We start from the raw sequence: 23,751 nt of genomic DNA, 5'->3' as shown, positions 1-23,751 counted from the left end.
CGCTGAGAGTGATCAGGCCGGTGATCAGGCGGAGCGGGCCATCGCGAACGGCGCGGTGCTGCGGTGGACGCGCGGCGCGGGCGCCGCGAACGGGCGGGTCAGCGGGTCGCGGCGGGCGGTGTCGGTGTCGATGGCCTGGGGCCGGGTCACCTGCACCGAGCCGACCTCGACCAGGCGGCGGTGCACGCGGTCCAGGCGGGCCTGCCGTGCCGCGGTGTCGACGGCCTCGCGGCGGCGCTCCCGGCGGGAGTGGCGGGCCCGGGTCTGCAGGGTGGCGGTGCCGGAGCTGGTCGGGCGGCGGAACATCTCGATCACGTCCCTCGGGGCGACGGGCCGACGTACACGGTCACCCTCTCCATCGAGCGCCACGCGGCGGACCTTGATGCGCCGTCCGGTGGATCACGAACGGGTCAGCCGAAGATCCCGTCGAAGAACCCGTCGTCGCCCTGGTCGGCGCCGTCGTACTCCCCGTACTCGCCGCCCTCGCCCGTCCCGGGGTCGTCCGCGCCGCCCTGCTCCTCGCCCGTGGCCCCGCCGGGGTCGTCGCCCGCCGGCGCCCCCGACGTGGGCGCGGAGCCCGCGCGCGCGACGTCGACGGTGACGGTGCTGCCGCGGGGGACCGCGGTGCCCGCGCCCGGGCGCAGCGCGACGACCGTGCCGACCGCGCCACCCCCGTCGACCTCGCGGAACGTGACCTCCAGGCCCACACCCTCGAGCGTCGTCTCGGCGGACGCGCGCGAGCGCCCGGTGACGTCGGGGACCTCGAGGGTCGCGCGCCGCTGGCCGACGACGAGCTCGATCGCGCTGCCCGCGGCCCGCAGCGAGCCGGGCACGGGGTCCTGGCCGACGACCTGACCGACCTCGGTGGCATCGTCGGTGTCGCGCAGTCGCGGCACCGGCGTGAGCACCAGCCCGGCGCCCTCCGCGGCGACGCGCGCCGCCTCCGGGCTGCGCCCCACGAGCAGCGGGACCTGCACCAGCCCGGGGCCACGGCCGACGCGCAGCGTCACCGTGGACTCCTCCTGGACGCGGGCGCCGACGTCGGGCGAGACCGCCACCACCCGGTCGACCTGCTCGGGCGGCGAGGCGGTGGGCACGACGATGGGGGCCAGCCCGGCGTCGGTGACCGCGCGGACGGCCTCCTCGCGGCTGAGCCCGACGAGGCGGGGCACCTCGCTGTCCGAGGGCGCGACGAGCCACCAGCCGCCGAGGCCGAGCAGCGCGACGAGCCCGAGCGCGACCACGAGGAGGCGCCGGCGGGAGCGCCCGCGGGGCGCGACGGCGGCGTGCGCCCCGGTGCGCGGCGACCGGTCGAGCTCCGCGCCGCGGCGGGCGCCCCGCCCGATGACGGGGTTCAACCCGGTGCCCGGGCCGCCGAGGCCGGGATCGGTGGGGTCGCCGCTCTCGTCGAGGTCGCCGAGACGTTCGTGCTCGGCGAGCACCGCCGGCGCGTCGGGACGCTCGCCGGCGAGCACGCGCAGGAGGTCGGCGCGCATGTCGGCCGCGGTGGCGTAGCGGTTGTCGGGGTTCTTGGCCATCGCCCGGCGCACGACGGCCTCGAGCTCGCCCGGGACGTCGACCCCGGCGGGGGCGAGCGTCGCGATCAGCGGCGGGTCCTCCCGCACGTGCTGGTAGACGATCGCCACCGGGCTGTCGCCGCTGAACGGGGGCTCGCCGGTGAGCAGCTCGAAGAGCACGCAGCCCGCGGCGTAGACGTCGGCGCGCGCGTCCACCTCCTGCCCGAGGCCCTGCTCGGGGGAGAGGTACTGGGCGGTGCCGATGACCATGTCGCCGGTGAGCCCGGGCCCGGTCTCGGTGAGGGCGCGGGCGATCCCGAAGTCCATCACCTTCACGACGTCGCCCGGCGTGATCATGATGTTCGCGGGCTTGACGTCGCGGTGCACGACGCCGTGCTCGTGGCTGAAGCCCAGCGCGCCGCAGACGTCGGCCATCACGGCGCAGGCGCGCTCGGGGGGCATCGGCCCGTGGACGCGCAGCAGGTCGCGCAGCGTCGACCCGCTGACGTACTCCATGACGATGAACGGCAGGTCCACGTGCTCGCCGGCGACCTCGCCGGTGTCGTAGACCGCGACGATGCCGGGGTGGTTCAGCGCGGCGACGTTCTGCGCCTCGCGCTCGAAGCGCAGCCGGAACGACGGGTCGCGGGCGAGGTCCGCGCGCAGCACCTTGATCGCGACCTCACGTCCGAGGCGCACGTCGTGTCCCGCGTGCACGTCGGCCATGCCGCCCCGGCCCAGGGCCGGACCGAGCTGGTAACGCCCGGCCACCACGGTCGCCTGCGACATCCGCTCCTCGCGCCTCCGCTCCGCCCGGGTCCCGCTGCCGCCGTGGTCCCGGTCAGCATCACCCGGACGGGTCCAACGGCGCGGGACCGGGTCGGGAACGGTGCGTCGCCCCTTCGGCGCCCGAGTTCGTCCGTTCGCCGGGCCCGCGGCCGCCGAGCGGGCTCAGCAGTCGCAGCCGCAGCCGTCGCAACAGCCGCCCTCACAGGAGCAGCAGTCACAGCAGTCACAGCTGCACTCCGAGCAGTCACAGCAGCTCGCACAGGGGTTGCTGCGCGGCTGGCCGCTCCACGGCCCGGTGATCGGGTCGGCGCAGCAGAGCTGGCCGGTGCAGCACAGGCCCGCCGCGGCGGCGCAGCCGGTGAAGAACCCGCGGGGCGGACGGACCCGCCCCGGGTCGCCGGGCTGCGGCGGCTGGTCGGTGGGCGGCTGCTCCGTCCGGGCGTGGGTGCGCGCCAGGGCGCGGTCCGTCTCGTGGACGAGCAGGCGGTGGGCCAGTCGCGCGTCGAGGCCCGCCGGGTCGGGGAGCGCGACGCGGGGCAGCGTCGCGGCGAGCGTGACGACCTGGTGGCGGGCGAGCGCGGTGGTGGCGTCCACGCCGGCCCCGGTGGCGTCGACGGGGTTCCAGCGGCCGTGGCGCCGGTCGTCGACGAGGTCGTCCAGCGCGTCGAGCAGGTGCGCGAGACGCCCGAACGCGGCGCCGGCGGTGGCGAGCGGGGCCGCGTTGTCCGGGCGCCCGGCGAGCACCGCGGTGTGGGCGAAGGCGGCCGACACCGCGTCCGCGGTCGGGGCCGTGACCTCCTCGAGCGTGGCCCCGGCGTCCTCCTCGACGGCCCGCTGGCGCGCCGGCACCGCGAGCAGCGCCGACGGGTCGAAGCCGCGGGGCGCGGACGCGGCGGCCCGCGCGCTCCAGCGCGTGGCCACGTGCCGCCCGGCCGCGGCGAGCGGGGCGTGCCGGAAGGCGCCCTGCCGGTCGTCGGCGTGGTCGGCGAGGTGCCCCGCGGCCAGCAGGAGCGCGGCGTGCGCGGCCAGGCGGGCGCCGTCGCCGCTGACCACGGTCGCGGTGCGCATCCCCCGCGCGGGGCAGGGGCCGGCGCGGCGGTCGGCGCTGACGACGGGGTCGGGCGCCTGGGCGGTGGTGAGCACCGAGACGAGCAGCGCGTCGACGTTGGTCGCGGTGCGCGCGACCTGGCCGTGGCCGTCGCGCAGCGCGAGGCAGGTGCCGCACAGGTGGGCCGCCCAGCGGCGGTGCAGCGCGGGGGAGAGGTGGTGACGGCAGGGCCGCACGATGCCGAGCACCGCGCGGAGGTTAGCGGCCCGGCGGTGTCAGTCCCCGCGCACCCGCGCGCGGAAGTGCATCGCCCGGTAGGGCCAGTTCGTGCCGGTGTTCCACTGGCTGACGACGAGGTGCAGCTCGTCGGGCGTGGAGCCGGGGAGGATGTAGCCGCCGTAGGGCTGGGCGACCCGCCCGCACGCGTGGTCCTCGTCGTGCCACCCGGAGCCAGCGATCACCGTGAGGCGCTCGGCGCGGTGCAGGTCCGTGGTCGGGCCGTCGGGCAGCGGGATCAGGTCGACGCGGTAGCGCCCGGCGTCGAACGCGGCGAGCCACCACTGCCCGTCGACGCGCCGCAGGCTGAGCTCGCCGAACGCGCCGGGCAGCACCAGCGTCGGCGGGCGCCCCCAGTCCCACGTCCTGTCCGCGAAGCCCCAGCCCTCCCACGCCGCCGGCTCGAGCAGCCGCTCGGGGGGGACGCGGTGCAGCAGCAGGCCCTGGTCGCGCCGGAACCCCGTGGTCAGCGCGTAGACGTAGCCGTCGGGGCCGAGCTCCCAGGTCAGCATCTGGAACAGCCCGGCGTGGAGGTCGCCGGGGAACCACGTGCCGGTCGGCTCCCAGGAGACGCCGTCGTCGGTGGAGCGGTGGATCTCCGTCCAGTGCACGTTCCCCAGGCCCTGGCAGGCCATGACGTGCAGGTACATCGTGTCGCCGAGCGTGATGACGTCGGTCGGCAGCTTGGTGGTGATCTTCGTACCGCCGACCAGCCCGCCGAGGCGCCCGCCCACCCGCGCGCCGTGGGCGTAGGTGACGACCTGGTCGGCGTAGTCGCGGGTCGGCCCCGCCGAGCCGGTCCACTCCAGGCCGGTCCGCACGGTGGCGGGGTCGGCGAAGAGCACCACCGGCGAGCGCCAGCCCGGCCCGCCGACGCTGGCGACCTCGAACGTGTCCCCGAAGACCGCGACGATCCGCCCGTCGGGCGCGGCCGCCGCCGCCCCCAGGTCGGTGCCCCCGATGCCGAAGGCGTCGGTGTGCCCGGGCCCGGTCAGGTCCCGCAGCTTCGTGACCTCGAGCGTGCGCATGCCCCCGGTCTACCCCGTCCGCGAGGTCGCGGTGGCGTAACGGTGAGGTCTCGTCGGGCGACAGGTGATTCATCCCGCAGGTCGCGGGGTACCGGGGAGGCTCATGTGGGAACCGTGCTCGGCACCGTCGCCGTGCTGGCCGTCTTCGCGCTGACCGTGGCGGTCGCGCTGCGTCACGGTCCGTGGGCCGCTCCGGCCCCACGGCTCTCGCCCGACCTCGCGACCACGATCCTCACCCGCGCCGGCTTCCCGGCCACGCCGCACAACGTCCACGCGGTGTGCGAGCACCTCGGCGTGATGTTCCTCGAGCAGGGCCGCGACGACGTCGACCCGGCCCGCTGGGCGCAGGTCGTGGCCGAGTGCGAGGCCGCCCGCGACGACGTCGTCGGCTGGCCCCAGCACGTGCTCGACCGCATCGCCTCCGCCCGCGGCGCGGCCGACGGCGCCGCGGTGGTCCGCCTCGCGCGGCGCTGCCAGGACGCGCTGCTCGCGACGGCCGGGACGGGGCGCGGGGTGTTCGGGGGATCGCTGTTCGAGCCGCTGCCGCGGCCCGTGCACGCCGCGGTCTGACCCTGCTGACCTGCGGTGACGCGCCGCGCGGCCGTCAGGCCGAGGCGCGCGCGCCCACCTGGCCGCGGCGCGGCGAGGGGATGACCACGAGCGGGGCGGGCGGCGGCGTCGCGCGGGCCGCCGTCCCGCGCCACCCGGCGCGGGTGCGGTCGTCGATGGTGCCGTGCACCGCGAGGGAGACCGCCGGCGACGCCATCCACGCCGCCGCGAGCCCCCCGAGGGCGAGCGCGAGCGTCTTCATCGAGAATTCCCCCCTGGCCCGGTGTCCCGGGTGATGTCCGAGCGCCCGGCTCCGCGGCCGGCGCATGCGCTCACCGTAGAGCGACGGCGTCCGCCTGCACTGGGCCGTACGGGTGAGCCCTGCTCAGGTTGCTCTCATCGGTGAGTGACGTGGCTCACAGCACGACGTGACGGTGCGCGAGGGAGACTCCGCCCCGCCCGACCCGCCAGAGAGGATCTCCGTGCCCGAGAGAGCCGTCCGCATCGCCAACTGCGCCGGCTGGCTCTGGGACCGCTTCTCGGGCCTGCGCGACGCCCTCGCGGGGCCGGTCGACGTCGTCAGCGGCGACTACCTCGCCGAGCCGACGCTCCGCCAGCTCGCCCTCGAGCGCGCCGGCGACCCGTCGCTGGGGTACGCGCGCAGCTTCCTCGCGCAGTTCACCGACGCGGTCGATCTGCTCGCCGAGCGCGGGGCCCGCCTCGTCGTCGACGCCGGCGGGCTCAACCCCGCCGGGTTGGCCGACGAGGTCCGCCGGGTGATCGCCGACGCCGGGCTGGAGCTCACCGTCGCGCACGTCGAGGGCGACGACCTCTCCGCCCGCCTCGAGCACCTCGGCGCGCTCGAGCACCTCGACACCGGCGTCCCGCTCGCCGCCTCCGGCCTCGCGCCGACCACCGCCAACGCCTACCTCGGCGGCTGGGGCATCGCCGCGGCGCTCGCGGGCGGGGCGGACGTCGTGGTCTGCCCGCGGGTCACCGACGCCTCGCTGACCGTCGGGGCGGCGGCGTGGTGGCACGGCTGGGGCCTCGAGGACTGGGACCGCCTCGCCGGCGCGGTCGCCGCCGCGCACGTCATCGAGTGCGGCCCGCAGGCCACCGGCGGCAACTTCTCGGGCTTCACGACGGTCCCGCGCGTCGACGACCTCGGCTACCCGATCGCCGAGGTCGCCGCCAACGGCACCGCGGTGATCACCAAGCACGAGGTCGCGGGCGGCACGGTCACCACCGACACGGTCACCGCGCAGCTGCTCTACGAGATCCAGGGCCCGACCTACCTCAACCCCGACGTCACCGTGCACCTCGACGACGTCGCCCTGACCCAGGTCGCGCCGGACCGCGTGGAGATCACCGGCGTCACCGGCTCGCCGCCCCCGCCGACGACCAAGCTCGCGATGACCGCGCCGGGCGGGTACGAGACGAGCGTCGCCTTCTACGCCACCGGGCTCGACCTCGACGCCAAGGTCGCGCTGCTGCGCACCCACGTCGACCGGATCACCGCCGGGCTGGACCTCAGCCTGCTGCGCATCGACCGCCTCGGCGTGCCCGTCGACGACCCGCCCGACCAGTGGGCCGCCGCCCAGCAGATCCTCGTCACCGCCCAGTCGCGGACGAAGAGCCAGGTCGACGCGCAGCACTTCGTCGCGCCGATGACCGGGCTCTTCCTCCCCGGCTACCCCGGGCTCTACGTCACGCCGCTCAAGGTCTGCGCCCCCGTCGTCGAGTACTGGCCGGCGCTCGTGGGCGTCGACGAGCTCGACCACGTCGTCGTCACCGCGGACGGGACGCGCACGCCGGTGGCGGAGACCCCGCAGCGGGCGCCGTTCGCCGGGCAGCGGCCGTCGGACCCGGCGCCCGACCCGCCCGACCTCGGCCCGACCCGCCGTGTCCCGCTCGGCCTCGTGGCGCACGGCCGCTGCGGGGACAAGGGCGGCAACTCCAACGTCGGCCTGTGGATCGGCGCCGGCGCCGACGAGCGCGCCTGGCCCTGGCTCGCCGCGACGCTGACCACCGCGCGGCTGCGCGCCCTGTTCCCCGACGCCGCCGACGTCGCCGTCGAGCGCCACGTGTTCCCGACCCTGCGCGCCGTGCACTTCGTCGTCCACGACGTGCTGGGCAAGGGGGCGTCGTCCAACGGGCGGCCCGACATCGCCGGCAAGGCCGTCGCGGAGTTCCTCCGCGCGCGGCACCTGGAGGTCCCCGAGTGTCTGCTCTGACCGCGCGGCTCGAGGCGGCGTGGGCGCACCCGGCGACCGGCGAGGGCGACCTGGACCCCCTCGCCGAGCTCGACGAGGTCCTCGCCCCGCTGGGCCTCGCCGCCGCCGACGCGGGCGGGGCCGTGACGCTCGCCGGCGCCGACCCCGTCGTGCCCAGCCCCGTGCGGGTCGGGGCGGCCGCGAGCATCGGGCTGCTGGCCAAGTCGGTGGCCGCGGCGGCCCTGCACCGCGACCGCGGCGGCCCGGGCCAGGACGTCCACGTCGACCTGCGCGCGGCCCCGCACCGGCTCTGCCCGTTCTACGACCGCACCTGGGAGCGCCTCGGCGGCTACCCCGTGGCCTCGAGCGTCGAGCAGGGCAACGCGATGGGGTTCGCGTTCTTCCGCTGCGCCGACGGGCGCTGGGTGATGCCCCAGAACATGTACCCGGGCCTGCGGATGCGCGCCCAGGAGCTGCTCGGCGTCCCGCTGACCCGCGACGCGGTCACCGAGGCGATCGGCCGGTGGGACGCGGCCGCGCTCGAGGACGCCGCCGCCGCGGCCGGCGTGGTCATGCCGATGGTGCGCACGCTGCCGGAGATGCTGGCCACCGCCCAGTACACCGAGGCGCTCGCCGACCTCCCGCTCGTCGAGGTCACCCGCGTCGGCGACGCCGACCCCGAACCGCTCCCGCCGCTCGGCGAGCGTCCGTTCTCCGGGCTGCGCGCGCTCGGGATGGGCCACGTCATCGCCGGCGCGGGCTTCGGGCGCTCGTTCGCGCTGCACGGCGCCGACGTGCTCAACCTGTGGCGCCCCGGTGAGACCGAGCACGAGACCACCTACGCGTCGGCGAACGTCGGCGTGCGCTCGGCGTGGCTCGACCCGCGCCGCGACCGCGACGAGCTCTCCCGCCTGCTCGCCGGCGCCGACGTGCTGTTCCACAACCGGCGCCTGCCGTTCCTCGACGAGATCGGCCTGCGCCCCGAGCAGGCCGCGCAGGAGCGTCCCGGGTTGGTGTCGGTGACGATCTCGCTGCACGGCCTCGAGGGCCCCTGGGCCGGGCGGCCCGGCTTCGACCAGACCGCCGGCTCGGTCACCGGGATGATGCTGCTCGAAGGTGGTGGGGAGGCTCCGCGCCTGCCCCCGATCCTCGTCGTCAACGACTACGTCGTGCCCTGGCTCGCGCAGGCCGGCGTGGTGGCGGCGCTGCGCCGGCGGGCCAGCGAGGGGGGCTCGTGGCACGTGCACGTGTCGCTGACCCGGGTGGCGCTGTGGATCCTCTCGCTCGGCCTGTTCGACCGGGACTGGGCGCACGCGACGGCCGATACCGGCGAGGAGCACCGCTACCTCGACCCCGAGACGTTCACCGCCGCCACCGGTCTGGGCGCCTACCAGGGGGTCACCGACCAGGTGGCGATGTCCGCGACGCCCGGGCGCTACGACCCGGTCCTCGTCGCGCGCGGGTCCTCGGAGCGGTCGTGGCGGTGAGGGGCCTCCTGCTGCCGCTGCTGCTGGTGCTGCTCGCCGGGTGCGGCGTCGCGGACCCGCTCGCCCCGGCGCCCGCGCCGTCGCCGTCCTCCGCGGCGGTGCCGCTGCCCGGTGCGCGGTCGGGGCCGCTGCCCGGTGCGGAGACGCCCACCACGGCGGCGCCCGCCGGCCCCGCGCCCGTCGTCGTGCTCGACCCGGGGCACAACGGGGGCAACGCGGCCGCCGCCGACGAGATCGGGCGCGAGGTGCCCGACGGGCGCGGGGGCACCAAGCCCTGCAACACCACCGGCACCGAGACCGCCGACGGCTACGCCGAGCACGCCTTCGCCTTCGACGTCGCCGCGCGCGTCACGCGCCTGCTCACCGCCCGCGGCGTCGAGGTGCGCTCGACGCGGGACGACGACGACGGCGTCGGGCCGTGCGTCGACCGGCGCGCGGCAGTCGCGAACGACGCCCGCGCGGCGCTGAGCGTCTCGATCCACGCCGACTCGGGGCCGTCGGGGGGCCGCGGGTTCCACGTCGCGCTCTCCGACCCGCCGCTGTCGGCGTCGCAGCGCGCGCCGTCGGCGGCGCTCGCCGACGCGCTGGTCGCGGGGCTCGAGGCCCAGGGGTTCACACCGTCGACCTACCGCGGGGAGGACGGGCTCGACCCGCGGCCCGACCTGGCCGGGCTCAACCACGCGCGCGTGCCCGCGGCGCTGGTGGAGTGCGCGAACATGGCCGACCCGGGCGAGGCCCGGGTCGTCGAGGACCCGGCGGGGCGCCAGCGCTACGCCGAGGCCATCGCCGCCGGCGTCCTGCGGACGCTCGGCCGGTGAGTCGGAGCCGGGTGACTCAGGCGGCGGCGGCGCCGTGCCAGCGCACGACGCGCACCACGACGTCGTCGAGCTCCTCGCGGTCGAGGGTCTCGCGCATCTCCTCGGCCGCCTGCAGCGCCGCCATGCCCACGAAGGGTCCGTGGGCGTCGACCTCGCCGGTCTGCGGGTCGACGGCGAGCACCACGTAGCCGTCGCAGTCGTCGAGCTCGGCCACCGCGGTGAGCCAGTCGACGTCTCCCGCGCCGTCCGTGCGGTCCGCGCGCTCGGGGCACCAGGGCTCGTTCATCGGTTCTCCTCCGCGCTCGGCGCGAGTGCTCGCCACGTCGATCGCTCCGTCCCGCTCCGGACCGGGGGGCCGGCCCCCGTCGGGTGAAGGAGGCGCGTCGTCGCGGGTCGCTGTCACGATTGGTGACACGGGAGTGCCCGCTCCCTGACTCAAGATTTCAACTATTCACCCGGCTGGGTGGACCGTTCGGCGATCCCCACTACGTGGCGGCGTTTTTCTCGACGGTCGGTGTCGATCACCTCACTCCGCGTCGTCTCCACGGGGGCTCGCCGAGGCGGTCCCCTCCGCCGCGGCGGTTCCGGACCGGGTGCCGACGTGCCTATGGTCGGTCGTCCGCCCACCACCGGCAGCGGGAGGAACGGCCATGAGCGAGCACGCGCACGGCACCGAGGGTCTGCACGTCCCCGAGCACGTCACCTGGGCCGCGGTGGCCGGACGGGTGCGCGGCCTCGTCGGCGAGGCGTTCACCGACGACGGCCCGGCGAACCTCGTCGACGGACAGTGGCAGGCCGTCGGCACACCCACCGAGCAGATCAGCCCGAACGACGGGTCGTCGCTCGGCACGATGCTCAAGGTCGACTCCGCGACCGCGACCGACGCCGTGCAGCGCGCCGCCCGGACCCACCGCTCGTGGGCCGCCACCGACCTCGACGAGCGCCGCCGCAAGGTCTCGGCGTCGCTCGACACGATCGAGGGCGCGCGCGACGACCTCGCGCTGCTGCTGGCGTGGGAGATCGGCAAGCCGTGGAAGGCGGCCTGCTCCGACGTCGACCGGTGCATCTCCGGCGTGCGCTGGTACGTCGAGGAGATCGAGGGGATGCTCTCCCGTGACGTCGAGGGCGCCCCGGCCAAGCGTGTGGCGCTCGAGGGGCCGGTCTCGAACATCGCGAGCTGGAACTACCCCATGAGCGTGCAGGTCCACGCCGAGCTCGTGCAGCTCTTGGCCGGCAACGGCGTCGTCGCCAAGACGCCCACGCAGGGCGGCTGGATGACGCTGACCGTCGCCCACGCCCTGATGGCCCGCGAGGGCCTGCCCGTCACGCTGCTCTCCGGCGACGGCTCGGAGCTCTCCGACGCGCTGATCCGCTCGCCCGAGATCGGCGCGCTGGCCTTCGTCGGCGGGCGGTCCAACGGCGGCAAGGTCGCCGCCCAGCTCGCCGACACCGGCAAGCGCCACATGCTCGAGCAGGAGGGCCTCAACAGCTGGGGCATCTGGGAGTTCTCCGACTGGGAGTCGTTCTCCGAGATCCTGCAGAAGGGCTTCGAGTACGCCAAGCAGCGGTGCACCGCCTACCCGCGGTTCGTCGTGCAGCGCGGGCTCGTCGACCAGTTCCTCGCGACGTACATGCCCGTGCTCGACGGCGTCCGCTTCGGTCACCCGCTGGCGGTCGAGGCGGGCGGCGACGGCCTCGACGACCTGCCCGCCCTCGACTTCGGCCCGCTCATCTCGGCGGGCAAGGCCGAGGAGCTCGACGAGAGCGTCGCGGAGGCCCTGCGCCACGGCGCGGTCCCGCTCTACCGGGGCCGGCGCGACAGCGGCCGCTTCCTGCCCGGCCAGGACACGTCGGCGTACCACGCGCCGGTGTCGATGCTCGCCCCGCCGGGCGCGTCCCGGCTGATGCACGAGGAGCCCTTCGGCCCGGTCGACTCGATCGTCGTGGTCGACACCGAGGCCGAGCTGCTCGCGCAGATGAACGCCTCCAACGGCTCGCTCGTGGCCAGCATCGCCAGCGACGACACCGGGAAGGCCGAGCGCCTCGCCGAGCAGGTGCAGGCGTTCAAGGTCGGGATCAACAAGCTGCGCTCCCGCGGCGACAAGGACGAGGCCTTCGGGGGGCGCGGCGAGTCGTGGAAGGGCGCCTTCGTCGGCGGCGAGTACCTGGTGCACGCGGTCACTGAGGGCCCGCCCGGGGAGAACCTGTACGGCAACTTCCCCGGCTACCACCGCTACCCCGCCACCTGAGCCGCGGCGCCTGTACTGTCCTCCCGGCGCGACCGTGGACACCCAGCGGATCCCGCCGGGAGTCGGGTGAGGGTCGGTCGGGGAGGGCCCGGGGATGGTCCTGCGCAACCGGGTGTCACGCGACGCCCCGACCGGCGGCACGGCACCGGGCGCGATGGTGCTCATGCCCGAGGGCCGCGTCGGCCCCGTGGTCGCGCTGCTGCGGCGCCTCGCGCTGGCGCTCGGCGCCCTGACGGCCGCCGCCCTGATCGTCTACTTCCAGCGCGACGGCTACGTCGACAACAACAACGACGACGGCATCGGCCTGATCGACGCGTTCTACTACGCCACCGTCTCGCTCTCGACCACCGGCTACGGCGACGTCGTCCCGGTGTCGCAGTCCGCCCGGTTGTGGACGATCCTCGTGATCACGCCGCTGCGGCTGCTGTTCCTCATCGTGCTGGTCGGCACCACGGTCGAGCTGCTGACCGAGCGGTCCCGCCAGGCGTTCCGCATCCGACGGTGGAGGTCGCGCGTGCGCAACCACGTGGTGGTCGTGGGCTACGGGACGAAGGGCCAGGCCGCCGTCACCACGCTGCGCGGCGACGGCCACGACGTCGACCACATCGTCGTCGTCGACACCGACCGCGGGCGGCTCGACGCCGCCTCCGCGCTCGGACTGGTGACGGTGCGCGGCGACGCGACCCAGTCGTCGGTGCTGCGCACCGCGGGCCTGCCGCACGCGACGGCGCTGGTGGTGGCCACCAACCGCGACGACACCGCGGTGATGGTCACGCTGACCGCCCGCGAGATGGCCCCGAAGATCACGATCACGGCCGCCGTGCGCGAGGCCGAGAACGTGCACCTGCTGCGCCAGTCGGGCGCCGACTCGGTGGTCGTGTCCGCCGAGACGGCGGGCCGGCTGCTCGGCATGGCGACCACCACCCCGGCCGTCGTCTCGGTGGTCGAGGACCTCATCTCGCCCGAGGCCGGCATGAGCATCGGCGAGCGCGTCGTGGCCGAGGGCGAGATCGGCGGCTCCCCGCGCCACCTGCGCGACATCGTGCTGGGCGTCGTGCGCGACGGGCACGTGCACGCCGTCGACGCCCCCGAGGTCGACGCCCTCGAGCGCGGCGACAAGCTGCTCTGCGTGCGGCGCGTGGGGCCCGACGAGCGCTGAGGCTCCTCCGCTCAGCGGTGGACCGGGAGCAGACAGCCGGGACAGTCGGCCTGCTCGGCGCGCAGCCCCGGCACCACCTGCTCCACGGCGGCGCCGCACCGCGCCCGCAGGCCGGACGGGTCGCCGAGCTCGCCGGTGACGACGTCGACGACGTGGCGCCTGCGGTCGTCGCGGCCCACGGCGACGAGCGTCAGCGTGCCCTCGGGCGCGGGATCGTCGGGGACCGGGCGCCGCGGGTCGCGCGGCAGGGGCCGGTCGGGCCGCTCGGGCCGGTCGCCCAGCGGCGACGGGACGGACGGCGGCATGGGGTCCATGCCCGTGGTGGGGCCGGGGCGGGCGTCCGGGTGGCCCGGATCGGGGACGGTCACCGCGCTGCCTCCTCGCTGCCGCGGCGTCGGCGGCACCCCCACGGTAGGCCGGGGACTCCGGCGCCGCGCCGGGCGTTCGCGGCGGGCGGACGCCCCGCGGGGACCCGCCGGGCCGCGTCAGGTGCGGCGGCGGGGGAGCGGGAGCGCGTGCTCCCCGTCGGCCTCGCCGTCGCCGCGGGGGGCCTCGCGCGTCACGGCCGGCAGGTCGCGCAGCCCGTCGAGCACGCGAGCGAGGACCTCCGGGCGCGGGGCCGGCACCGGCCCCGCCGCGGCGGCCGCCTCGCGGGCGAGGGCCTCCGGGTCCACGTCCGGGTCCGGGGGAGCGTGCCCCTCGCGGTCGAGGACCGTCTCGCCGTGCTCGTGATCGGGAGTCACCCTTTCGAGCGTAGTTCCGGGCCGGTCGCGGCGGGGTGAGCGGGCGCGGCCGGTCGGGCGACGGCCGGTCGCGCGCGCCGAGCCGCCCGCGGCGACCGGCGAGCGAGCTGTCACGCTGGGTCCACCCGGACGGCCGCGCACCGTGCGCCGCGTAACGGGAGGCGTTCGCCGTTCGAGGAGAACGGGGTGGGTCGCGCGGCCGTCGGGGTCGCCGCCGCGAGGGAGCAGGGGTGGTCGGGTCGATGAGCATCGACAGCGTGGTCGGCTCGGGGGGTCCGGGCGGACCGGACCAGGACGAGGACCCGCGCCGCCGTCGCAAGGGCCTGCGGGCGCTGGCGTACGGCCTCATCGCGCTGCTCGTGCTCGTGCTGCTCGCCGCGGCGGGCATCGTGCTGGTCACCCAGCAGCTCGGCTCGCAGGTCGGCCGCTACCCGTCGGTGTTCGCGCCGATCGACCCGTCGTCGCGCCCCTCGGACGCGGCGGGGCAGACGTTCCTGCTCATGGGCACCGACACCCGCTCGCCCGACCCGACCACCGGCACCGATGCCGCACCCGACGCCGTGTTCGGCTCGCAGCGCAGCGACGTGATCATGGTCGCGACGATCGCCGAGGACGGGCAGAGCGCCAGCGTCGTCTCCATCCCGCGCGACTCGTGGGTCGACGTCCCGGGCCACGGCCGCAACAAGATCAACGCGGCGTACGCGTTCGGCGGGCCGCCGCTGCTCATCCAGACCGTCGAGCAGCTCGCCCGCGTGCACGTCGACCACTTCGCGGTCATCGACTTCGCGGGCTTCGCGCAGATGACCGACGCCGTCGGCGGCATCGACGTCAACGTCGGCCAGGCCTCCGAGCGCGACGGCGTCGTCGTGCCCGCGGGCCCGCAGCACCTCAACGGTGAGCAGGCGCTGGTCTACGTCCGCGAGCGCAAGGCCCTGCCCGGCGGCGACCTCGACCGCGTCCGGCGCCAGCAGGCCGCGCTGCGCGCGTTCGTCAAGCAGTCGCTCGACTCCGGGACGCTGACGAACCCCTCCAGCGCCTACGCGCTGGTCGACACGGTGACCCGCCACGTCGGCGTCGACGACTCGCTGAGCAACACCGGCCTCGCGCAGCTGGCCTTCGGCATGCGCGACCTGCGCAACTCGGCGGTCTCGTTCCTCACCGTGCCCACGGCGGGCACCGGGATGGAGGGCGACCAGTCCGTGGTCTACCTCGACGAGGGCGCCGGGCGTGACCTGTGGTTCGCGGTGAACACCGACGACGTGCCGCAGTACGTCGAGTCCCGCCCCCAGGAGCAGCTCTCCGACACGCCGCGGTAGCCGCGGATCGGTGCGAGGCTCTCGCACCGTGACGTGGGACGTGGTGGTCGTCGGCGCCGGTTCCTCGGGCTGCGCGCTGGCGGGACGTCTCACCGAGGACCCGCGTCGCCGCGTGCTGCTGCTCGAGGCCGGCGCGGCCGTCGGCGACGCCGCGGAGTTCCCCGACGACGTCCGCGACGTCGCCTCGCTGGCCGCCGCCGACCCCGCGGGCCCGCACACCTGGGACGTCGACGTCGGGCTCGTTCCCGGCCGGCGCACGCGGGTCGGTCGCGGGCGGCTGCTGGGCGGGTCGAGCGCGGTCAACGGCGCCAACCACCTGCGCGCCACCCGCGCCGACCTGGACTCCTGGCCGGGGTGGTCGTACGACGCGGTGCTGCCCTACTACGTGCGCGGCGAGCGCGACCTCGACGTGCGCGGGCCGCTGCACGGCGACGCCGGCCCGGTGCCCGTGGTGCGCCCGGCCGGCGAGCTGCGCGCGGCGCTCACCGAGCGGTTCCTCGACGCCGCCGCGCGCGTCGGGGTGCCCGCCGAGCCCGACAAGAACGGCGACCAGCCCCCGGGCGCCGGCCTCGTCCCCGCCAACGTGCGCCGCGGCGTGCGCGTGAACGCGGCGATGGCCTACGTCCTGCCGCACCTCGCGCGGGAGAACCTCACGGTGCGCGGGGACACGACGGTGGCGCGGGTGCTGCTCGACGGCGACCGGGCCGTGGGCGTCGAGGTGGTGGGCGCCGACGGCGGCACCGAGCGGATCGAGGCCGGCGAGGTCGTGCTCTCCGCCGGGTCGGTGTGCACGCCGCAGCTGCTCGCGCTCTCGGGCATCGGCCCGCCCGACGCCCTGCGCGCCGCCGGGCTCCCCGTGCACCACGAGCGCCCCGGCGTCGGGCGCGGTTACTCCGACCACCCGAGCGTCTACCTCGCGTTCCCCGACACGACCGGCGGCGCACCCCTGCACCCCGAGGCGCCCGGGGCCCAGGCCGCGGTGCACCTCGACGCCGGCGACGACCCCGCAGGCGACCTGGAGATCCTGCTGTTCGCCCGCCCGTTCGCGCCCGACGGGCCGTGCCACCTCATGTGCGCGCTGCAGGCCCCGGAGAGCTGCGGGGAGATGGTGTTCGACGACCCCGTGCCCGGGGGGACGCCGCGGCTCGAGCACCGCTACCTGGTCTCGGCGCGCGACCGCGCCCGCATGCGCACGGTCGTGCGCCGCGCCGGGGAGCTGCTCGCGGCGGGCGGGCTCGCGCTCGGTCCGGCGGTCGGGCTGGGCGACCGCGAGCTCGACGCGTGGATCGGCGCGCACCTCACGACGTCGGCGCACCTGTGCGCCAGCGCGCGCCTGGGCCCGGCCGACGACCCGAGCGCCGTCGTCGACCCCGAGCTGCGCGTGCACGGTCTGCGCGGGCTGCGGGTGGTCGACACCTCGGTGCTGCCCGCCGTGCCCCGCCGCGGCCCGGCGGCGACGGCGCTGGTGCTCGGGGAGCGGGCCGCGGACCTCGTCGCCGGCCCGTCCCGCCCCGCCGCCGGACGGGCCTCCTGACACGCGCCGTCAGCCTTCCCGTCGCATCGTGTCCGGTTCGTCCCGTGTCGCGCGCGGGCGTCCTGCTTGCGCGTCACCGCTGGTCACAGCTGTGACACGAACGTGTGGGACACCGTCACGTCTCGCGGGTCCGCGACGACACTCCCCCCGAGAACCGCTCGAGGTGATCGAGGAGACCGCGATGTCCTTCCTGCGCCGCCGTGCCGACGCGCCGCTCCAGGCCGTGCCGGACGCCGTGCCGGACGCCGTGCCCGACGCCGTGCCCGTGGCCGTCACCGACGAGCCCGCCGCACCGGCCCGCCGCCTCACGCGCGCCGAGCGCAAGGCCCAGAAGGCCGAGCAGGCCGCCGCGGCCGAGCTCGCCGCCCGCATCGCCCGCGCGCAGCGCCGCCTCGCCCAGGCCACCGGCCCGCTGCCGGTCGTGCCGCAGCGGCGCTCGGCGGAGGACGCCGTCTCCTCGGAGTGACCACCGCCTAGACCCCACCGGGTGGACCCGTCCGCGTCACGGGCGGCGGTGGGGCGTGCCACGCTGCGCGCCGTGCCCGCCCGACGTCGCCCGCCCGGCCGCACGGTCGTGACCGTCCTGCTGGCGGTGCTCACCGGGCTCGCGGGGCTCGCGGGCTGCGGCGCCCCCGACGAGACGGCCGGTCCGCCGCCCGCCCACGACCCGCCCACGGGCTTCGCCGCCCCCACCGGGAGCCTCTTCGGGGGCTCGGGCACCCGGGTGTTCGGCCGCGACGCCGACGCCCTGCCCGTCGCGCTGGTCGGCACCGCCGTCTGGGCCACCGACGGCGGGCGGGTCCTGCGCGTCGACTCCACCGGCACCGAGGTCCCCGGCCCCGCCACGCCGCCCGGGCGCCACGCCGCCGGCCGCCCGGTCGCCACCGCCGACGGCGGGGTGCTCGTCGGCGCCGCGAGCGTCGTGCCCGGCGCGGGCACCACCCCGCCCGGCCTGTCGGTCGAGCTGCTGGCCTTCGACGGTGCGACCGGGGCGCCGCGCGGGAGCGCCGCCACCGTGCTGCCGTGGGCCGACCGCCCGCCCGCCGTGGCGCTGCGCGTCGCCGGCGTCGTCGCGGGCGTCGCCGTCCTCACCGCGAGCACCGACAGCCGGCGCACCGCCGTGGGCGTCGACCTCGCCACGCAGCGCGTGCTCTGGACGGCCGACGGGGTCGCGGTGGACGCGGTCCTCGCCGACGGTCCGGCGGGCGGCACCGCGCTCGGCGTGGCGACCGGGTCCGGGCAGAGCCGCGCCTACGCCGACTCGGCGGTGGTGGGCCTCGACGCCGTCACCGGGCTGCGCCGCTTCGCCGGCGAGGTCCTGCGCGACCCCGCGGTCGCGGCAGCCGGACCAGGTCTCGCCGTGGTGTCGGGTCGCACGGGCGCCACGACCCTGTCGGCGTCGGCGGCCACGCTGCGCTTCGTCGACGCCCGCGGTGTGACCGTGCGCACCGTCGACGTCGGCCGCTCCTACACCCCGCCGCGCTGCGTCTGGGACGAGGCGGCCACCACCGTCTGCGGCGGCGACACCCGGGTCTTCGCCGTCGACGCGGCCACCGCCGCGCCGTTGTGGGAGCTGCCCGACCCGGGCGCCAACCGCGTCGCCCCGCGGGTGACCACGGCCTGGCACGGCGCGGTGTACGGCACGACGGTCAACGGCCCGCTCGTCCTCGACGCGCGCACCGGCGCCGACCGCGACACCCGCCCCGGCGCCGCGCCCGTGCTGGTCAACGCCTACCTCGGGCTGGGCGCCGAGGCCGGCGGCGTCGCCGGGTTCGGCGGCGGCGCCGTCATCACGCCCGCCGTTCGCTGACGGCCGGCCCGGGGTAGCCGCGCTGATGGGTGACTACGAGCACAGCGCCGACGTCCAGCGTCCGCCCGAGGAGGTCTTCGGCTACCTCGCCGACGTCTCGCACCTGCCCGAGTACTTCAGCGGGCTGGAGAAGGCGTCGAGCACGGGGCCCGAGGAGGTCGCGGTGGTCGCGAACATCGAGGGCGAGCGCTACGAGGGCACGGCCTGGATGCACGCCGACGCGGATGCCCGCAGCCTGCGCTGGGGCGCCGAGCGCCCGAGCGGCTACCACGGCGAGCTGTTCGTCACCGGCATCGGCGACACGGCGTCGCGGGTGACGGTCTCGCTGCACACCGAGCGCGCCGACGGGCCGGGCATCCGCGCGGGCCTGGAACAGACCCTCGCGGACCTGAAGCGGATCCTCGACGGCTCGGGCACCGACCGCGTCGGGTGACCCCCGCGGCTTGATCGTTCGATGTGGCGGCGGTCACCTGCCTCTGGCATCGTGGGTGGTTCCCGAAGCGAGAGGGAGCGGAGAGCCCGTGCGCAACCCGTTCGTCCGCCGCCGCGCCACCACCACCCCGGCCGGCCCGTCCACCACCACGGCCCGACCGGCCTCCGCACCGGGACGTCCCCGGCCCGGCGTGCCGGGGCCCGAGGTCATGGCCGGGATGGAGTACCTCGACACCCCGGCCCGCGAGCGGGTCCGCCCGCCCGCGCCCGAGATCGCGATCTGCGGCATCGACCCGCAGGTCCCGGGCAGCCCCGCCGTCCCGCGGCTGAGCGTCGTCGTCCCCGACGGCTCCCGGCCCGACTCCGTCGAGCAGCTGCTGACCCGCGCGACGCAGGACGAGACCGTCCGGGTGCGCCGCCTGACCGTCGACGTGCGGGGGCTGCGCGACGTCCTCGAGAGCCGCGGCGGCTGGAACCTGCTGGCCGCGATCGTGCGCGACCCCTCCGACCGGGTCACCAACGCCGTCTTCCGCGCCGCCGTGGGCGGCCCGACGCCCGAGGCCCCGCACACGCCGGGTCCCGGCGGCGCCGTGCTCGCGCCCGGCGACGTCGACACCGAGGTGTGCATCGTCGGGGACGGCGACACGGTCGCCGGGCGCTGCCGCCACGAGCTCGGGCTCGGACGCCTGTCGCTCACCGGGTTCCTCGCGGGCTCCGAGCGCCTCACGCGCCGCCTGGCCGAGGCGCTGGCCCGCCCGCGCGACCGCGCGACGCGCCGCTGCCTCGAGCACGCGCTGGCCGACGCCGTCGCCGACGCGCCGCTCGCGGCGCTGCTCGGCAGCCACGGCGGGGCGCCGTCCTGCGCGGTGCCGGGCACCTGGGCCACGGCGCCGACCGCGGCCACGCCGATCCCGCGTCAGTCGGCGCTCAGCGAGCAGGTGCCGACGTCGGCCCCGCTCGAGGAGGCGTCCCGCTAGACCGCCCTCAGGTCGTGTGGACGATGAGGACGTCGGTCGGCGAGCGCCGCGACACCTCGGCGGGCACCGAGCCGAGCAGGCGGCCGGCGAAGCTCGCCAGGCCCTTGTTGCCCACCACCACGAGGTCGGCGTGGTGCAGCTCGACCTTGTCGCAGATGGCCTTCACCGGGTCACCCTCGACGGCCACGGTGTTGACCTCCTCGGCGCCGGCCCGGCGGGCCACGTCGCGGGCGTCGCGCAGCTTCTCCTCGGCCGGGTTGGCGCCGATGACCTTGTAGGCCTCGTCGCCGAGTGCGCGCTCGGCCTCGGCCTGGTCGCGCCCGCCGCCCGAGCTCCCGCGCTCGTACGCGCAGACGATGAGCAGCTTGGCGCCCGTGTCCGCCGCGATCTGACCGGCCCGTGTGACGGCCGCGGTGGCCGAGGAGGACCCGTCCGTACCGACCGCCACCAGCTTGTAGTCACCCACGGCGGCACCCTAGGGTTCCCTCGTCCGGGGGTCTCGCGGGGGTCTCTCCCGTGGCCGCGGAGGTCCCGGACCCACCCGGGCTCGCCTCGCCGGAGGAGATCGGACACACTGTGTCCCCGCGCGCCCGGCCGGGTGGGTGGAGACGTGGACGTGGAAGGGCGGTGCGCCGGCGATGTACTTCGTGCTGACTCCGATCTGGCACGAGATCGTGATCGGGCTGATCGCGTTCGGCGCGCTCTACCTCGTCATGAGCCGCGTGCTGATCCCGCGGTTGGAGAAGGTCTACGCCGAGCGCACCGACCGCATCGAGGGCGGCTTCGAGCGCGCCGAGCAGGCCCGCGCCGAGGCCGGCCGGGTGCAGGCCGAGTACCGCACCCGCATCGGTGAGGCCCGCGACGACGCGACGCGCATCCGCGACACCGCCCGCCAGGAGGGCCAGCAGCGCGCCGACGAGGTCCTGGCGAACGCGCGCGACGAGTCTGCCCGCATCGTCGCCGAGGGCCGCGAGGAGCTCGCGAACCAGCGCTCCGCGGTCAGCTCCGACCTGCAGCCCGACGTCGCGCGCCTGTCGCGCCAGCTCGCCGGCCGGCTCCTGGGCCGCGAGGTCGGCGACGACGAGTACGGCGAGACCGTCGACCAGTACCTCGAGCGCGTCTGACCGTCCCGGGCGCTGACCTGCGGGAACGCGACGATCCGGACACTTCCGGCGCCGGCGGTCACGGCCAGGTCACGATCCCGGTGTGTCGTCTCGGTGCGGCCTCGTGTCGGGTAACGAGACGGTCGTCACGCCTCGATGACCGCCCGAGGACCCACCGGGGTCCGCGGAGGGCGGCGGCATGGGTGGACGCGGTCGGGAAGCGGTCGGGCGGGTCCTCGCGACGCTGGCCCTGGTGCTGGGCGCCCTGTTCCTGTTCGTCCCGGGCGCGCTGGCGGCCGACCCCGCGCCGGCCCCCGGCCCGGCGCCCTACGGCGGCGCGCTCGAGGCCCCCGAGGCCGGCGACCTGTTCACCGGCGAGCGGGCGCTCGAGGTGGCGATGCTCGGGCTGGGTGCGGTCAACGGCCTCCTCGTCGCCGGGGCGGTCATCTTCAGCCGGAGGGGCAACGACGCCTACGCCACGCGCCGGGCGCTCATGGCGCGGACGAGCCGCGGCGTGCCGTCCGGCCCGCGCCGACCGGGGGTGCGCGCCCGGTGACGCTCCCCGCCGAGAGTCCGGACGGCGCAGTCGAAGCGTCCGGTCGGCGCTCTCCGGCGCGGACGGGCGACCCACGGAGTGAAGGAGATCCCCCGAACGGGCTGTTCCGTCGACCGAGCGCAACGCGTCACGCTGTCGCGGACGATCCACCGGGTGACCCCGTGTCGCCGATCCGGCGCCTCCGGCCCACCCGGCCGCGACACGTCCCTGCCCGAGAAGGAGCGCCGTTGTCGACCGACGCCGCGATGCCCCCCGCCGACGTCCCGGCGCCGGCCGCCGAGCGACCGGTGGCCGGCCCCGTCGCCGTGCCCCACGACACCTCCGGCGGCGCGCTGAGCGCCCGGCTGCGTGAGGCGCGTGCCCGCCTCGAGCCCGAGCGCCCGTCGATCCCCGCCCCGCGCAGCCCCGACGGCGTCGTCCCGCCCGCCGTGTTCGGGCGCGGCGCGGGCGCCCCGGCCGCCGACCTCGTGAGCGCCGTCGACGCGCTGCTCGCCCGCCTCGTCGAGCTCGAGGACGACCCGCAGGAGCCCGAGCAGCGCGCGCTCGTCCGCGCCGTCGAGCTCGTGGCCACGGGCGTCCCCGACGCCGGGTGGTCCGCGGACGACCGGCTGGAGGGCGAGACGCTCCTGGGCGCCTCCGACCTCGCGAGCACCCTGCACACCGACGCGGCGGCGCTGCTGGAGCGCCTGGACGCCGAGGAGCGTGCGGCGCCCGCGGTGGAGGTCGACGCCGTCGTGACCGCGCTGCGCGTGGCCCGCATGGTGCTCGACCTCGAGTCGTTCGCGCGCCAGGTCCGCTGACGCCGGCACCCCGGACGGGTGCCCCGGCCCCACCCGGTGCCGTGACCAGGTCCTCCCTGCGGGGGGAACGTCCAGGTCGGCGGCGCGGACCGCTCGCGCCGACGGCCACGGACTGCGACGATCGGCGGTATGGACGGTCGGGGAGAGGTGGCGCCGCGGCGTTTCCGGCTCCTGTTCGTCTGCACGGGCAACATCTGCCGCTCGCCGTACGCCCTCTTCCACGCCCGCCTGCTGCTCGAGACGCGCCTCGGCCCGCGGTGGGCGTCGTGGTTCGACGTCGCCAGCGGCGGCACCGGCGCGGTGGTCGGCTCGGAGATGCACCCGCTCTCGCGGGCCCAGCTCGGCCCGCTCGCCACCCACCCCGACGTCGCGGCGTTCCGGGGTCGCCAGCTGCCCGCGCGCGACGTGGAGCTCGCCGACCTCGTGCTCACCGTCAGCCGCTCGCACCGCTCGGCCGTGCTCGAGCTGGAGCCCCGGGCGCTGCGCAGCACGTTCACCCTGCCCGAGTTCGCGCGGCTGCTCGGCAGCATGGACCCCGCCGCCCACGCGGCCCTGCCCGCCGACCCCCGCGACCGCGCGCACGCCCTCGTCGCCGCCGCGCTCGCGCAGCGGGGTCAGGGCGCACCGGTCGACGCCGAGGACGACGCGATCCCGGACCCCGTGCAGGGCGGCGTCGACGACCACGCCGAGTCGGCGCGGCGCATCCACGCCGCGGTCCGGCCCCTCGTCGACGCGATCGGCGCCGCGGTCCCGTGGCCCGCCCGCCCCGGACCGCCGCGCCGTCCCGGCCCGCCCCCGATGCCGCCCGGCGCCCCGCCGCTGCGCCCGGGCCCCCCGCGCGGGGCCGTGCCGCCCGTGCCGCCCGGGCCGCCCCCGGGCGCGCCCGTGCCGCCCGTGGTGGTGGGTCGCCCGGCCGGTCCGGCCGGCCCGCCGCCGATCGGTCCGATCCCCGCGGGTGCGCCCGTCGCCGGCCCGCCCCGCGGGGGCACGGCACCGGACCAGGCCCCGGACCGGGCGCCGCTGCTGCCGCCCGGCGCCGCCCGCGTGCCGCGGCCGACCGAACCGGTGGACCCGCTGTCGCCCGCGACGCCGCTGAGCGCCCTGGGCAACGGTGACCACCGGGACCACCGCGACCACCGCGACCACCCCGACGAGGCCGCGCCGCCCGCGGAGGACCGGGGGCCGCAGGTGCCGCGCGTCCACCGCCACCGCGCGCCCGAGCCAACGCCCGAGCCTGCGCCCGACGTCGCCGACGAGGAGCGGGCCGACGGTCGGGACGGCTGGCCGGACGCCGACGAGGCCGAGCAGCGCGCCCGGGCCACGCCGCGGGCGGGCCGCTAGACCGAG

General features: G+C 77.0%; 25 protein-coding genes. 16 read left to right on the top strand and 9 right to left on the bottom strand.

Annotation, left to right across the window (positions count from 1 at the left end; all coding sequences use genetic code 11):
* Positions 1-24 precede the first annotated feature (24 nt).
* The 4 genes from ACQPX6_RS24860 to ACQPX6_RS24845 form a co-directional block, all read right to left on the bottom strand.
* Positions 25-315: a hypothetical protein gene (locus ACQPX6_RS24860; protein WP_433783254.1), complete on the bottom strand. Its 291-nt coding sequence runs from the start codon at positions 313-315 to the stop codon at positions 25-27.
* A 95-nt stretch (positions 316-410) separates the two neighbouring features.
* A complete protein-coding gene (gene pknB / locus ACQPX6_RS24855) occupies positions 411-2,306 on the bottom strand; it encodes a Stk1 family PASTA domain-containing Ser/Thr kinase (RefSeq protein ID WP_433783252.1) in 1,896 nt (631 codons plus the stop codon).
* Positions 2,307-2,468: 162 nt separating this feature from the next.
* On the bottom strand, positions 2,469-3,602 hold the full coding sequence (locus tag ACQPX6_RS24850) for a DUF5685 family protein (RefSeq protein ID WP_433783251.1): 1,134 nt from the start codon (positions 3,600-3,602) through the stop codon (positions 2,469-2,471).
* A 27-nt stretch (positions 3,603-3,629) separates the two neighbouring features.
* Positions 3,630-4,658 carry a DUF4185 domain-containing protein gene (locus ACQPX6_RS24845; RefSeq protein ID WP_433783250.1) on the bottom strand — a complete coding sequence of 343 codons (1,029 nt, stop codon included), beginning with the start codon at positions 4,656-4,658 and terminating at the stop codon, positions 3,630-3,632.
* 105 nt (positions 4,659-4,763) lie between these two features.
* On the opposite strand from ACQPX6_RS24845, the gene ACQPX6_RS24840 reads away from it, so the two are divergent.
* The gene (locus ACQPX6_RS24840; RefSeq protein ID WP_433783248.1) at positions 4,764-5,228 is read left to right on the top strand and encodes a hypothetical protein; all 465 of its coding nucleotides are present in this window, start codon (positions 4,764-4,766) and stop codon (positions 5,226-5,228) included.
* Between the two features lie 34 nt (positions 5,229-5,262).
* On the opposite strand, the gene ACQPX6_RS24835 is transcribed toward ACQPX6_RS24840, so the two are convergent.
* On the bottom strand, positions 5,263-5,469 hold the full coding sequence (locus tag ACQPX6_RS24835) for a hypothetical protein (protein WP_433783246.1): 207 nt from the start codon (positions 5,467-5,469) through the stop codon (positions 5,263-5,265).
* Positions 5,470-5,689: 220 nt separating this feature from the next.
* Between ACQPX6_RS24835 and ACQPX6_RS24830 the strand changes: the two genes are divergently transcribed.
* From ACQPX6_RS24830 to ACQPX6_RS24820, 3 genes are read left to right on the top strand one after another with little or no spacing between them, the layout of a single operon-like run.
* A complete protein-coding gene (locus ACQPX6_RS24830; RefSeq protein WP_433783244.1) occupies positions 5,690-7,441 on the top strand; it encodes an acyclic terpene utilization AtuA family protein in 1,752 nt (583 codons plus the stop codon).
* Complete coding sequence (locus ACQPX6_RS24825) at positions 7,429-8,907, top strand: CoA transferase (RefSeq protein WP_433783242.1); 1,479 nt, start codon at positions 7,429-7,431, stop codon at positions 8,905-8,907. The genes ACQPX6_RS24830 and ACQPX6_RS24825 overlap by 13 nt, the downstream gene beginning before the upstream one ends.
* Entirely contained in the window at positions 8,904-9,725 is an 822-nt protein-coding gene (locus ACQPX6_RS24820; RefSeq protein ID WP_433783240.1) for an N-acetylmuramoyl-L-alanine amidase, read from the top strand. The genes ACQPX6_RS24825 and ACQPX6_RS24820 overlap by 4 nt, the downstream gene beginning before the upstream one ends.
* Positions 9,726-9,741: 16 nt before the next feature.
* Here ACQPX6_RS24820 and ACQPX6_RS24815 read toward each other — a convergent pair whose 3' ends face one another.
* Positions 9,742-10,011, bottom strand: a complete 270-nt coding sequence (locus tag ACQPX6_RS24815) for a hypothetical protein (RefSeq protein WP_433783238.1) — start codon at positions 10,009-10,011, stop codon at positions 9,742-9,744.
* A gap of 364 nt (positions 10,012-10,375) precedes the next feature.
* On the opposite strand from ACQPX6_RS24815, the gene ACQPX6_RS24810 reads away from it, so the two are divergent.
* Complete coding sequence (locus tag ACQPX6_RS24810) at positions 10,376-11,974, top strand: aldehyde dehydrogenase family protein (RefSeq protein ID WP_433783236.1); 1,599 nt, start codon at positions 10,376-10,378, stop codon at positions 11,972-11,974.
* 94 nt (positions 11,975-12,068) lie between these two features.
* Entirely contained in the window at positions 12,069-13,133 is a 1,065-nt protein-coding gene (locus tag ACQPX6_RS24805; RefSeq protein WP_433783235.1) for a potassium channel family protein, read from the top strand.
* 11 nt (positions 13,134-13,144) lie between these two features.
* Here ACQPX6_RS24805 and ACQPX6_RS24800 read toward each other — a convergent pair whose 3' ends face one another.
* Both ACQPX6_RS24800 and ACQPX6_RS24795 read right to left on the bottom strand, forming a co-directional pair.
* A complete protein-coding gene (locus ACQPX6_RS24800; RefSeq protein ID WP_433783233.1) occupies positions 13,145-13,501 on the bottom strand; it encodes a hypothetical protein in 357 nt (118 codons plus the stop codon).
* Positions 13,502-13,618: 117 nt separating this feature from the next.
* Positions 13,619-13,876 carry a hypothetical protein gene (locus tag ACQPX6_RS24795; protein ID WP_433783232.1) on the bottom strand — a complete coding sequence of 86 codons (258 nt, stop codon included), beginning with the start codon at positions 13,874-13,876 and terminating at the stop codon, positions 13,619-13,621.
* 242 nt (positions 13,877-14,118) lie between these two features.
* Between ACQPX6_RS24795 and ACQPX6_RS24790 the strand changes: the two genes are divergently transcribed.
* The 6 genes from ACQPX6_RS24790 to ACQPX6_RS24765 all read left to right on the top strand — a co-directional run bounded on the left by ACQPX6_RS24790 (position 14,119) and on the right by ACQPX6_RS24765 (position 19,945).
* Complete coding sequence (locus ACQPX6_RS24790) at positions 14,119-15,192, top strand: LCP family protein (RefSeq protein WP_433783230.1); 1,074 nt, start codon at positions 14,119-14,121, stop codon at positions 15,190-15,192.
* Positions 15,193-15,220: 28 nt separating this feature from the next.
* Entirely contained in the window at positions 15,221-16,726 is a 1,506-nt protein-coding gene (gene mftG, locus ACQPX6_RS24785; RefSeq protein WP_433783229.1) for a mycofactocin dehydrogenase MftG, read from the top strand.
* 163 nt (positions 16,727-16,889) lie between these two features.
* Positions 16,890-17,192, top strand: a complete 303-nt coding sequence (locus ACQPX6_RS24780; protein ID WP_433783227.1) for a hypothetical protein — start codon at positions 16,890-16,892, stop codon at positions 17,190-17,192.
* Between the two features lie 72 nt (positions 17,193-17,264).
* Complete coding sequence (locus ACQPX6_RS24775) at positions 17,265-18,536, top strand: hypothetical protein (RefSeq protein ID WP_433783226.1); 1,272 nt, start codon at positions 17,265-17,267, stop codon at positions 18,534-18,536.
* Positions 18,537-18,561: 25 nt separating this feature from the next.
* Positions 18,562-18,969 carry an SRPBCC family protein gene (locus ACQPX6_RS24770; protein ID WP_433783225.1) on the top strand — a complete coding sequence of 136 codons (408 nt, stop codon included), beginning with the start codon at positions 18,562-18,564 and terminating at the stop codon, positions 18,967-18,969.
* 88 nt (positions 18,970-19,057) lie between these two features.
* On the top strand, positions 19,058-19,945 hold the full coding sequence (locus tag ACQPX6_RS24765) for a hypothetical protein (protein WP_433783223.1): 888 nt from the start codon (positions 19,058-19,060) through the stop codon (positions 19,943-19,945).
* A gap of 7 nt (positions 19,946-19,952) precedes the next feature.
* Here ACQPX6_RS24765 and ACQPX6_RS24760 read toward each other — a convergent pair whose 3' ends face one another.
* Positions 19,953-20,411 (bottom strand): universal stress protein, encoded by a 459-nt coding sequence (locus ACQPX6_RS24760; protein WP_433783221.1) that lies wholly within the window; start codon positions 20,409-20,411, stop codon positions 19,953-19,955.
* 181 nt (positions 20,412-20,592) lie between these two features.
* Between ACQPX6_RS24760 and atpF the strand changes: the two genes are divergently transcribed.
* The 4 genes from atpF to ACQPX6_RS24740 all read left to right on the top strand — a co-directional run bounded on the left by atpF (position 20,593) and on the right by ACQPX6_RS24740 (position 23,745).
* A complete protein-coding gene (gene atpF, locus ACQPX6_RS24755; RefSeq protein ID WP_433783220.1) occupies positions 20,593-21,069 on the top strand; it encodes a F0F1 ATP synthase subunit B in 477 nt (158 codons plus the stop codon).
* Positions 21,070-21,247: 178 nt separating this feature from the next.
* The gene (locus ACQPX6_RS24750; protein ID WP_433783218.1) at positions 21,248-21,604 is read left to right on the top strand and encodes a hypothetical protein; all 357 of its coding nucleotides are present in this window, start codon (positions 21,248-21,250) and stop codon (positions 21,602-21,604) included.
* A gap of 227 nt (positions 21,605-21,831) precedes the next feature.
* The gene (locus ACQPX6_RS24745; RefSeq protein WP_433783217.1) at positions 21,832-22,404 is read left to right on the top strand and encodes a hypothetical protein; all 573 of its coding nucleotides are present in this window, start codon (positions 21,832-21,834) and stop codon (positions 22,402-22,404) included.
* 129 nt (positions 22,405-22,533) lie between these two features.
* Positions 22,534-23,745: a hypothetical protein gene (locus ACQPX6_RS24740; RefSeq protein ID WP_433783216.1), complete on the top strand. Its 1,212-nt coding sequence runs from the start codon at positions 22,534-22,536 to the stop codon at positions 23,743-23,745.
* Positions 23,746-23,751: the final 6 nt, after the last annotated feature.

The organism is Actinomycetospora sp. CA-101289, from assembly GCF_050955895.1.
In the GTDB taxonomy this organism is placed as follows: domain Bacteria; phylum Actinomycetota; class Actinomycetes; order Mycobacteriales; family Pseudonocardiaceae; genus Actinomycetospora.
Note: the sequence above shows the minus strand (reverse complement) of the source record. Positions and strands in the feature narration are given on the sequence as shown.

Excerpts from the sequence above, each read along its gene's own strand:
- ACQPX6_RS24770 (WP_433783225.1), top strand. The coding sequence starts at position 18,562 with ATGGGTGACTACGAGCACAGCGCCGACGTCCAGCGTCCGCCCGAGGAG.
- ACQPX6_RS24750 (WP_433783218.1), top strand. The coding sequence starts at position 21,248 with ATGGGTGGACGCGGTCGGGAAGCGGTCGGGCGGGTCCTCGCGACGCTG.
- pknB (WP_433783252.1), bottom strand. The coding sequence starts at position 2,306 with ATGTCGCAGGCGACCGTGGTGGCCGGGCGTTACCAGCTCGGTCCGGCC.
- ACQPX6_RS24810 (WP_433783236.1), top strand. The coding sequence starts at position 10,376 with ATGAGCGAGCACGCGCACGGCACCGAGGGTCTGCACGTCCCCGAGCAC.
- ACQPX6_RS24835 (WP_433783246.1), bottom strand. The coding sequence starts at position 5,469 with ATGAAGACGCTCGCGCTCGCCCTCGGGGGGCTCGCGGCGGCGTGGATG.
- ACQPX6_RS24845 (WP_433783250.1), bottom strand. The coding sequence starts at position 4,658 with ATGCGCACGCTCGAGGTCACGAAGCTGCGGGACCTGACCGGGCCCGGG.
- ACQPX6_RS24740 (WP_433783216.1), top strand. The coding sequence starts at position 22,534 with ATGGACGGTCGGGGAGAGGTGGCGCCGCGGCGTTTCCGGCTCCTGTTC.
- ACQPX6_RS24805 (WP_433783235.1), top strand. The coding sequence starts at position 12,069 with ATGGTCCTGCGCAACCGGGTGTCACGCGACGCCCCGACCGGCGGCACG.
- ACQPX6_RS24790 (WP_433783230.1), top strand. The coding sequence starts at position 14,119 with ATGAGCATCGACAGCGTGGTCGGCTCGGGGGGTCCGGGCGGACCGGAC.
- ACQPX6_RS24815 (WP_433783238.1), bottom strand. The coding sequence starts at position 10,011 with ATGAACGAGCCCTGGTGCCCCGAGCGCGCGGACCGCACGGACGGCGCG.